The sequence below is a fragment of the Isoptericola sp. NPDC056605 genome (assembly GCF_042792795.1).
In the GTDB taxonomy this organism is placed as follows: Bacteria; Actinomycetota; Actinomycetes; order Actinomycetales; family Cellulomonadaceae; genus Isoptericola.
On record NZ_JBHTVT010000033.1, the window covers coordinates 21520 to 30689 of the forward strand.

The following is a 9170-nucleotide window of genomic DNA, read 5'->3' on the forward strand; positions in this document are numbered from 1 at the left end:
CCACCCCCGCTGAGTCTCTCGTCGTCGCGCGTCCCGCCCCCGAGGACCCGAGGAACTCCCCCAGATGACGACGCAGACCACCGCACCCGCCCCGACCGGCGACAACACCCCCGCGCGCGTGCGCCCCCCGCGTACGGCGCGCCCGAACGGGCAGTGGAAGGTCGACGGCACCGAGCCCCTGAACCACAACGAGGTCTTCAAGCAGGAGGCGGCTCCGCTCGGCGTCCGCGAGCGCATCGAGTCGACCTACGCGCGCGAGGGCTTCGACTCGATCACCGACGACGACCTGCACGGCCGGTTCCGCTGGTGGGGCCTGTACACGCAGCGCAAGCCCGGGATCGACGGGGGCCGCACGGCGACGCTCGAGCCGCACGAGCTGGAGGACCGCTACTTCATGCTGCGGGTCCGGTCGGACGGCCAGGCGCTCTCGCCGGCGGCGCTGCGGGTGCTCGGCGGCATCTCGGCGGACTTCGGGCGGGGCTCGGCCGACATCACCGACCGGCAGAACATCCAGTACCACTGGATCGAGATCGAGAGCATGCCGGAGATCTGGCGCCGTCTCGACACGGTGGGCCTCGAGACGACCACGGCCTGCGGCGACTCCCCTCGCGGCTTCCTCGGCAGCCCGGTCGCGGGCATCGCGGCCGACGAGATCATCGACCCGACCCCGGTCATCCTCGAGATCAAGCGCCGGTACATCGGCGACCCGGAGCTCGCGAACCTGCCCCGCAAGTTCAAGACGGCGATCACCGGGCACCCGAGCCTCGACGTGGTGCACGAGATCAACGACATCTCGCTGGTCGGCGTGGTCCACCCGGAGCTCGGCCCCGGCTACGACCTGTGGGTGGGCGGGGCGCTGTCGACGACGCCGCGGCTCGGCGAGCGGCTCGGCGTCTTCGTCACCGAGGAGCAGGCGCCCGACGTCTGGCACGGCGTCATCCGCATCTTCCGCGACTACGGCTACCGGCGGCTGCGCAACAAGGCCCGCCTGAAGTTCCTGCTGGCGGACTGGGGCACCGCGAAGTTCCGCGAGGTGCTGGAGAACGAGTACCTCGGCCACCCGCTGCCGGACGGCCCCGCGCCGGCGCCGGCCACGCGTCCCGGCGACCACGTCGGGGTGCACGAGCAGAAGGACGGCCGCTTCTACGTGGGCGCCGCGCCCGTCGTCGGGCGGGTCGGCGGCAACACGCTCACCGGGCTGGCCGACCTCATCGAGCAGGTCGGCGCGGACTCCGCCCGGCTCACCGCGCACCAGAAGGTCGTGGTCCTCGGCGTGCCCGCCGACCGCGTCGACGAGCTGCTGGACGGGCTCGAGCCCCTGGGCCTCACCGCCCGCCCGAGCCTGTTCCGCCGCTCGACCATCGCCTGCACGGGCATCGAGTTCTGCAAGCTCGCCATCGTCGACACCAAGGACACCGCGGCGCGCGTGATCGGCGAGCTCGAGGACCGGCTCGGCGACGTCACCGACCGGCTCGACCGGCCCATCGAGCTCAACGTCAACGGCTGCCCCAACTCCTGCGCCCGCATCCAGACCGCCGACATCGGGCTCAAGGGCCAGATCATCACGGTCGACGGCGAGCAGATGCCCGGCTTCCAGGTGCACCTGGGCGGCGGTCTGGTCGGCGAGGGCCGCGACGAGGGCGGCCTGGGCCGCACGGTGCGCGGCCTCAAGGTGCCGGCGTCGGAGGTCGGCGACTACGTGGAGCGCGTCGTGCGGCGGTACGACGCCGAGCACGACGGCGGCGAGACGTTCGCCCAGTGGGCGCACCGGGCCGACGAAGAGGCCCTGCGATGACCGCCGTCGAGGTCTCCTCCCCGGTCACGCTGCTCACCTCCCCGGCGGGCGGCGGCCGGCTCGCCGAGGTGCGGGCCCGGGCGGCGGCGCGCGAGGAGTCGCGCGACGCCCGGCGGCGCGCGCGTGCGGCCCGGCACCGCCGCTCCACCGAGGAGCTGCGCCACGTCGTCGAGCGGGGCCAGGCCCAGCTGCACGCCGACGGCGACCGCCCCGAGGCCACCGCCGAGGAGGTCGTCGCCTGGGCCGTGCGCGAGTTCGGCCCGTACCTCGCGGTCGCGTCGTCGATGCAGGACCTCGTCCTCGCGCACCTGGTCTCCCGGCAGCTCCCGTTCGTCGACGTGCTCTTCGGCGACACCGGCTACCACTTCGCGGAGACGCTCGGCACGCGCGGCGCGGTCGAGATCGAGATGGACGTGGACGTGGTCGACGTCCGCCCCGAGCTGACCGTCGCCGAGCAGGACGCGAAGCACGGCCCCCGCCTGCACGACCGGGACCCCGAGGCCTGCTGCGCCATGCGTAAGGTGGCTCCCATGCGGCAGGCCCTGCAGGGCTACGAGGCCTGGGCGACCGGCGTCCGCCGCGGCGAGACCGCGGCCCGCGCGAACGCGCCCCTGGTCGCGTTCGACGAGCGCAACGGCGTCGTGAAGATCAACCCCCTCGCGGCCTGGACCGACGAGGAGGTGCAGGAGTACGCCCGCACGCACGGCGTGGTGGTGAACCCCCTGCTCGGCGACGGGTACCCGTCCGTGGGCTGCGAGCCCTGCACGCAGCGGGTCGAGGCCGGGCAGGACGCCCGCGCCGGCCGCTGGGCCGGCCGGGACAAGGACGAGTGCGGGCTGCACGTATGAGCCGCCGCAGGACGTCCTCGAACGCGCCGCGCGCCGCCCGGCCCGCCGCGCCGCACGACACCTACCCGCTGGGCCTGCGGGTCGGCGGCCGTCTCGTCATCGTCGTGGGCGGCGGCCCCGTGGCGCTGCGGCGCGTGCGCGGCCTGCTCGCCGCCGGGGCCCGCGTGCGCGTGATCGCGCCCGACGTCGTCCCCGAGCTCGCCTCGCTCGTCTCCGCGGGCGCGATCGAGCGGATCACCCGCGGTTACTGCGACGGCGACCTCGACGGCGCGTGGCTGGTGCACACCGCGACCGGCGACCCAGACGTCGACGCCCGCGTCGCCGGCGACGCCGAGCTGCTGCGGACGTTCTGCGTCACCGCGGGGGACGCCGGGCTCGGCTCGGCCTGGGTGCCCGCCGTGGCCCGCACCCCCGTGACGGACGCCGCCGGGCGGCCCGCCGGCGACCTCGCCGTCGCGGTCACCGCCGGTCGCGACCCGCGCCGCGCCGTGCGGGTGCGCGACGCCGTCGTGGCCGGGCTCGACGACGGCAGCCTGCCGCTGCGCGCCGTGCGCTCCGCCGACCCCGCCGGCGGGCCCGGCGGCGGTTCGCGCATCGGGCGCGTCGCCCTCGTCGGCGGCGGGCCCGGGGACGCGGGCCTCGTCACCGTGCGCGGGCGGCGGCTGCTCGCCGCGGCGCACGTCGTCGTCGTCGACCGCCTGGCCCCCCGGTCCCTGCTGACCGGGCTGGCCGACGACGTCGAGGTGGTCGACGTCGGCAAGACGTCCGGGCACCATCCCGTGCCGCAGGAGGAGATCACCGCGCTGCTGGTGCGGCACGCGCTCGCCGGGCGCGACGTGGTGCGCCTCAAGGGCGGCGACCCGTACGTCTTCGGCCGCGGCGGCGAGGAGCTCGACGCCTGCCGCGCCGCCGGGATCGAGGTGGAGGTCGTGCCCGGCGTGACGTCCGCCGTCTCCGTGCCGGCGGCGGCCGGCATCCCGGTCACCCACCGCGGGCTCGCCCGCGGCTTCAGCGTGCTCACCGCGCACGACGACGTCGGTCAGGTGCCCGGCGGCACCGACCACACGCTCGTGCTGCTCATGGGCGTCACCCGGCTCGCGGACACCGCCCGCGCGCTCGTCGCGGCGGGCCGCCCGGCCGACACGCCCGTCGCCGTCGTGGAGGACGGGTTCGGCGCCCGCCAGCGCACCACCGTCGGCACGCTCGCCGACATCGCCGACCGGGCGCGCGCCGTGGGCGTGCGGGCCCCGGCCGTGACCGTCGTGGGCGACGTCGTGCGGCGCAGCCCGGCGTGGACCGGGCCCACGTCCGCGCACAGCTCCGTTCACAGCATCGTGACCGGGGCCGTGAGGTCGTCGTGACGACGGTTCACACGGACGAAACGGCGCGGGACGAGGCCCGTCCTAGGGTTGCCGGCATGACCGCTCCCGCGCTCCTCGCCGTCTCGCACGGGACGGCGTCCGCCACCGGCGCGGGCGCCGTCGCGACCCTGGTCGAGGCGGTGGCCGCCCGCCTGCCCGACGTCCCCGTGCACGCGGGCTTCGTCGACGTGCAGCAGCCGGACGTCCCGACCTGCCTGGCGGGGCTGCGGGACCTCGACGCGCCGACGGTCATGGTGCCGCTGCTGCTGTCGGCGGGCTACCACGTGCACGTCGACCTGCGCGAGGACGTCGACGCCGCCGTCGCGCACGGCGACGTCGTGGCGCTCGGCGGGGCGCTCGGGCCCGACGACCGCCTGGTCGACGTGCTCGAGCAGCGCCTCGCCGAGGCGGGCGTGCGCGACGACGACACCGTCGTCCTGGCCGCCGCCGGGTCGAGCGACGCCCGAGCCGTCGCCGACTGCGAGACCACCGCCGCCCGCCTGGCCGGACGCCTGGGACGTCCCGTCGCCGTCGGGTACATCGCGAACGCCACCCCGCGCGTGCACGAGGTCGTGGACACGGCCCGGGCCGAGCAGCCGGGCCGTCGCGTCGTCGTCGCGTCGTACCTGCTCGCGCCGGGCTTCTTCGCGGACCTCGCCGCCCGGGCGGGCGGGGACGTCACCGCCGCGCCGCTCCTGGTCGCCGACGAGGACGCGCCCGCAGGCCTGGTGGACGTCGTCGTCGAGCGCTACGGCGCCGCTGTCCGAGCCGGCCTCGTCACAGCAGCCGGCGGGCCGCGGCCCACCGCGTGAGCTCGTAGCGGCTGGACAGCTGGAGCTTGCGCAGCACGGCCGACACGTGCGTCTCGACCGTCTTGATGGAGATGAACAGCTCGCTCGCCACCTCGCGGTAGGAGTAGCCACGCGCGATGAGCCGCATGACCTCCTGCTCCCGCTTGGACAGGCGGTCCAGCTCGTCGTCCGCGACGGCCACGTCGCCGGCCGCCGTGCCGAACGCGTCCAGGACGAAGCCCGCGAGCCGGGGCGAGAAGACCGCGTCGCCACCCGCCACGCGCACGACGGCGCCGGACAGGTCCGACGCCGAGATGTTCTTCGTGACGTAGCCGCGCGCCCCGGCGCGGATGACGGCCACCACGTCCTCGGCCGCGTCCGACACGGACAGCGCGAGGAACTTCGTCTCGCTCAGCAGGTCCGCGCAGCGCCGCACCACCTCCGCCCCGCCGCCGCCGTTGCCCCCCGGCAGGTGCACGTCGAGCAGCACGACGGGCGGGCGGTGCTCGTGCACGACGGCGACCGCCTGGTCGACGTCCGCCGCCTCGCCCACCACCAGTACCCGACTGTCCAGGCTGGCGCGCACGCCGGTGCGGAACATGTGGTGGTCGTCGACGAGCACGACGGGGACCGGCCCCGTCGGCTGCGGCGTCGCGTCGCTGGGAGTGGTCACGTGCGTGCTCCTTCGTCGGCGGTCGTGCTCGGCTCGTTCTCGTCGGTGCGCGCGTCGGTGCGCTCGTCGGTGGGCTGGTCGGCGGCCGCAGGAGCCGCCGCCGGGGCGGCGGCGCCGTCGCGCGGCATCCGCAGCCGCACCTCGGTGCCCCAGCCGGGGCGGCTGGTCACGTCGGCGGTGCCGCCGCGCCGGTGCACCCGGCCCAGGATGGACTCCCGGACGCCGAACCGGTCGGGCGCGATGTCGTCCATCTCGAACCCGTCGCCGCGGTCGCGGACGAACACCTCCACGGCGACGTCGGTCACCTCGAGGTAGACCGTCACCGGCGGGCGGCCGTGCACGACCGCGTTCACGAGCGCCTCGCGCGACGCCTGCAGCAGGGCCGAGGTCTCCTCCGTGGGCACGCAGTCGCCCACCATGACCGACTCGACCTCGACGGCCCGGCCGTCCTCGACCTCCGCCACGAGGGCGCGCAGCTCGGCCGCGAGCGACGTGCCCGGGGCCGTGCGGTCGGTGTACAGCCACTCGCGCAGCTCGCGCTCCTGGGCGCGTGCCATGCGGGCCACCGCCTCCGGGTCGTCCGCGCGCGAGCGGATCAGTGCGAGGGTCTGCAGCACGGAGTCGTGCAGGTGCGCGGCGATGTCGGCCCGCTCGGCCTCGCGCGCGCGGGCGGCGCGCTCGTCGCCCAGCTCGCGCACCAGCCGCAGCCACCAGGGGGCCAGCATGAGCGCCGCCCCCGCGAGGACCGCGAGCGACGCCACGGCGGCCTGCAGCAGCACCGGCACGGGGGCGTCCTGGCCGATGAGTAGCAGCACGCCCACCATGACGAGGACGACGCCGCCCACCAGCCGCAGCACGAGCGTCGAGCGTCGGGTGCCGGAGCCGCCGTCCCCGAGACGACCGCGCTGCGCGGCGTCGAGCTGGCTCCACGCGAGCGCCAGGCCGCCGACGGCGACGAGCGCCGGCAGCACCCACGACGCCCCGACGTCCCAGCCCGCGCGGATCGCGACCAGGACGAACGCGCCCGCGATGAGGGCCGCTCCGACGAGGACGTCGCGCACCGGCAGTGCGGAGACCGGCCCCCGCAGCCGCAGGCGCGGCGCGAGCCGCTGCAACGACGTGGGGGTGGAGTCCGCGGCCTGCCGCGGGTCGCCCGACGGCACGGTCACCCACCAGAACACGTAGGCCACCGCGCCCGCGCCCGCCACCAGGGTGAGCAGCAGGAAGGCGAGGCGCACCACCAGGACCGGGAGGCCCAGGTGGGCGGCGAGGCCCGCGGCGACGCCGGCGAGCACCCGCCCCTGAGGGGGCCGGCGCAGCGGGAGGCGCGGGGGTCGCTCGGTGGTCATGCTCCCGATCCTGGCACGTCAGGGGCGCCCCGGGGCGCGCGATCCCGAGGTTTCAGGGTGGCCCGGCCCGCCGAATCAGGGTCGCGTCAGGGCAGCACCCGATGCCGCGGCGGCCGCGCGGTCGCCAGGATGGAGCCATGAGCACCGACGACCTCCCCCAGCCGCCCGGGTCGCAGCCCGGAGCCGGCGGCGCCCCCGCCGCCGGCGGCACGCCGCCGCGCCGCACCGGCGACGGCTTCTTCGACTCCATCCGCCGCATCGGCCTGATCCGGTCCGACGACCGGTGGGTCGGCGGCGTCGCGGGCGGCGTGGCCGACCGGTTCGGGCTGGACCCGCTGCTGGTGCGCGGCCTGCTGATCCTCAGCTTCTTCCTCACCGGCGCGGGCATCGTCATCTACGCGGTCGCGTGGGCGCTGCTGCCGGAGCGGGACGGCCGCATCCACCTGCAGCAGGCGTTCCGCGGCGACTTCGACGTCGCGCTGCTCGGGGCGGTCGTCGCGCTCATCGTCGGCTTCGCGTGGAACAACGGCCTCGGGTGGTGGGGCTTCGGGATCGAGTGGATCGGCGGCCTCCTGTGGATCGCCGTCTGGGTCGGGATCGTCTGGCTGGTCGTCAAGCTGATCCGCGACCGCCGGCCGCGCAACGGCGGCCCCGGCGCCCCGCCCGCGCCCCCGTACCCCGCGGCGCCCCCGTACCCCGCCGCGCCCGCGCCGGGCACGACGGACGACCCCGCCACGAGCGGCCCCTCGTCCACGGGCTCCTTCGTCCCGGCACCGCCGGCCCCGTACCTGACGTCGCCCTCCACGACGCAGCCCCCGGCCGACCCGTCGGCCCCCACGAGCGCCTCGACCCACTCGAGCACCCCGGGCCCCTCGGGTTCCTGGGCCACGGCGCCCGCCGCGCCGTCGTCCGGCACCTGGGCCGCCGCGCCCGCGCCGGCCGCTCCCCCGGCGGCACCGGTCGCCGCGCCGCGTCCGCCGCGCCCGCCGCGGCCCCCGCGCCGCGGCCCCGGCGCCGCCGCGGTCGGGATCGTCCTCGGGCTCGTGCTGCTCGCGGGAGCGCTGCTCCTCGTGGCCGACCGCACCGGGAACCTCGACCTGCCCCTCGGCCCCACGTGGCTGGGCGCGTCGATCGTGGTCCTCGGGCTCGGGCTGGTCGTGACGGGCCTGCGCGGCCGGCGCGGCGGCGGCCTGACGTTCTTCGCGATCCTCGCGCTGATCGCCGGCGTCATCACCTGGCCGTTCGCCGGTGACCGCGTCTCCTGGGAGTTCTGGGACGACGGCCCGCAGCAGTCCGGTGCGGCGGCGGTCGTCAGCGACGGCACCCTGCACCCGACGACGACCGCCGAGGCGGAGGAGGGCGTGCACGTGCGGTTCGGCGACGCCACGGTCGACCTCACCGACCTCGACCTGACGGACGTCCCGCTGGGCGACCCCGTCGTCGTCCCCGTCACGATCTCCGCCGGCAACGCGACCGTCCTGATCCCCGACGGCCAGGCCGTGGAGGCCGACGTCGAGGTCATCGCGGGCAACGCCGAGTGGCGCGTGGACGGCCAGGGCCGCTCCGTCAACACCTACACCAACGGTCCCGTGCGGTTCACGACCGAGGAAGCGCGCGAGGCTGACGGCGCCCGCCTGCTGCTCGACGTCGGCGTGCGCGCCGGCAACCTGACCATCGAGGAGTCCCGATGAGCGACGACAAGCCCACCACGCCCGGCCCCGAGCCGGACGAGACCCAGGCCCTGCCGGCCCCCGACGAGACGCAGGCGCTGCCCGCGGCCGACGAGACGCAGGCGCTGCCCGCGGCCGACGCGACCCGGGCGCTCCCGGCAGCCGACGAGACGCAGGCCTTCGCCGGCTCGGGCGACACCCGCGCGTTCCCCGTGGCGGGGCCGGACGACCCGCTGTCGATCTTCGACCGGCCGGAGCGCCCGGCGGAACCGGCGTCCACCGAGCACGCGGCCACGCAGGCCGCGGGCTCCGCGCCCGCGACACCGTCCCCCGGCTACGGCGCCACCGTGCCCGAGCCTGCCTCGGCGGAGTGGGCACAGTCCGAGCCGGCCGAGCCGGCGCCCGCGGCCCCGGTGACCGCGCCCGTGGACGAGCCGCACGCCAGCACCGGCCCGCGGTCCAGCACGATCGTGTGGGGCTTCCTCGTCGTCGCCTTCGGCGTGGGTCTCGTGGCCAACGCCGCGGGCGCGCACATCGACATCGAGCTGGCCGCCATCGTGCTCCTCGCCGCGGCAGGCGCCCTGCTGGTGATCGGCTCGGTGGTCAGCGCGGTGCGCCGACGGCGCCGCGCGACGACCGTCCGCTGACGCGCACGACGACGCGGCGGTGACCCGAGGGGTCAC

The 9170-nt window shown here is 76.6% G+C and carries 8 protein-coding genes; 6 read left to right on the plus strand and 2 right to left on the minus strand.

Annotated elements, in window-relative coordinates:
- Window positions 1-64 precede the first annotated feature (64 nt).
- From ACFQ8Y_RS21690 to ACFQ8Y_RS21705, 4 genes are read left to right on the plus strand one after another with little or no spacing between them, the layout of a single operon-like run.
- Complete coding sequence (locus ACFQ8Y_RS21690) at window positions 65-1795, plus strand: nitrite/sulfite reductase (RefSeq protein WP_430586709.1); 1731 nt, start codon at window positions 65-67, stop codon at window positions 1793-1795.
- Window positions 1792-2643, plus strand: coding sequence for a phosphoadenylyl-sulfate reductase (locus tag ACFQ8Y_RS21695; RefSeq protein WP_430586710.1), 852 nt, complete (start codon window positions 1792-1794; stop codon window positions 2641-2643). The genes ACFQ8Y_RS21690 and ACFQ8Y_RS21695 overlap by 4 nt, the downstream gene beginning before the upstream one ends.
- Window positions 2640-4004 (plus strand): uroporphyrinogen-III C-methyltransferase, encoded by a 1365-nt coding sequence (gene cobA, locus ACFQ8Y_RS21700; protein WP_430564631.1) that lies wholly within the window; start codon window positions 2640-2642, stop codon window positions 4002-4004. The genes ACFQ8Y_RS21695 and cobA overlap by 4 nt, the downstream gene beginning before the upstream one ends.
- Window positions 4005-4060: 56 nt before the next feature.
- Window positions 4061-4816 (plus strand): sirohydrochlorin chelatase, encoded by a 756-nt coding sequence (locus ACFQ8Y_RS21705; RefSeq protein WP_430586711.1) that lies wholly within the window; start codon window positions 4061-4063, stop codon window positions 4814-4816.
- Here ACFQ8Y_RS21705 and ACFQ8Y_RS21710 read toward each other — a convergent pair.
- Together ACFQ8Y_RS21710 and ACFQ8Y_RS21715 are read right to left on the minus strand one after the other, a co-directional pair.
- Complete coding sequence (locus ACFQ8Y_RS21710) at window positions 4782-5396, minus strand: LuxR C-terminal-related transcriptional regulator (RefSeq protein ID WP_430564646.1); 615 nt, start codon at window positions 5394-5396, stop codon at window positions 4782-4784. The genes ACFQ8Y_RS21705 and ACFQ8Y_RS21710 overlap by 35 nt on opposite strands.
- Before the next feature lie 68 nt (window positions 5397-5464).
- Window positions 5465-6817 (minus strand): PspC domain-containing protein, encoded by a 1353-nt coding sequence (locus ACFQ8Y_RS21715; protein WP_430564629.1) that lies wholly within the window; start codon window positions 6815-6817, stop codon window positions 5465-5467.
- Between the two features lie 137 nt (window positions 6818-6954).
- Between ACFQ8Y_RS21715 and ACFQ8Y_RS21720 the strand changes: the two genes are divergently transcribed.
- Both ACFQ8Y_RS21720 and ACFQ8Y_RS21725 read left to right on the plus strand, forming a co-directional pair.
- A complete protein-coding gene (locus ACFQ8Y_RS21720) occupies window positions 6955-8508 on the plus strand; it encodes a PspC domain-containing protein (RefSeq protein WP_430586712.1) in 1554 nt (517 codons plus the stop codon).
- A complete protein-coding gene (locus ACFQ8Y_RS21725; RefSeq protein WP_430586713.1) occupies window positions 8505-9134 on the plus strand; it encodes a hypothetical protein in 630 nt (209 codons plus the stop codon). The genes ACFQ8Y_RS21720 and ACFQ8Y_RS21725 overlap by 4 nt, the downstream gene beginning before the upstream one ends.
- The last annotated feature ends 36 nt before the right edge of the window (window positions 9135-9170 follow it).

Bases quoted from the DNA above. Each gene is read 5' to 3' on its own strand.
- ACFQ8Y_RS21690 (WP_430586709.1), top strand. From the start codon at position 65: ATGACGACGCAGACCACCGCACCCGCCCCGACCGGCGACAACACCCCC.
- ACFQ8Y_RS21695 (WP_430586710.1), top strand. From the start codon at position 1,792: ATGACCGCCGTCGAGGTCTCCTCCCCGGTCACGCTGCTCACCTCCCCG.
- cobA (WP_430564631.1), top strand. From the start codon at position 2,640: ATGAGCCGCCGCAGGACGTCCTCGAACGCGCCGCGCGCCGCCCGGCCC.
- ACFQ8Y_RS21705 (WP_430586711.1), top strand. From the start codon at position 4,061: ATGACCGCTCCCGCGCTCCTCGCCGTCTCGCACGGGACGGCGTCCGCC.
- ACFQ8Y_RS21710 (WP_430564646.1), bottom strand. From the start codon at position 5,396: ATGTTCCGCACCGGCGTGCGCGCCAGCCTGGACAGTCGGGTACTGGTG.
- ACFQ8Y_RS21715 (WP_430564629.1), bottom strand. From the start codon at position 6,817: ATGACCACCGAGCGACCCCCGCGCCTCCCGCTGCGCCGGCCCCCTCAG.
- ACFQ8Y_RS21720 (WP_430586712.1), top strand. From the start codon at position 6,955: ATGAGCACCGACGACCTCCCCCAGCCGCCCGGGTCGCAGCCCGGAGCC.
- ACFQ8Y_RS21725 (WP_430586713.1), top strand. From the start codon at position 8,505: ATGAGCGACGACAAGCCCACCACGCCCGGCCCCGAGCCGGACGAGACC.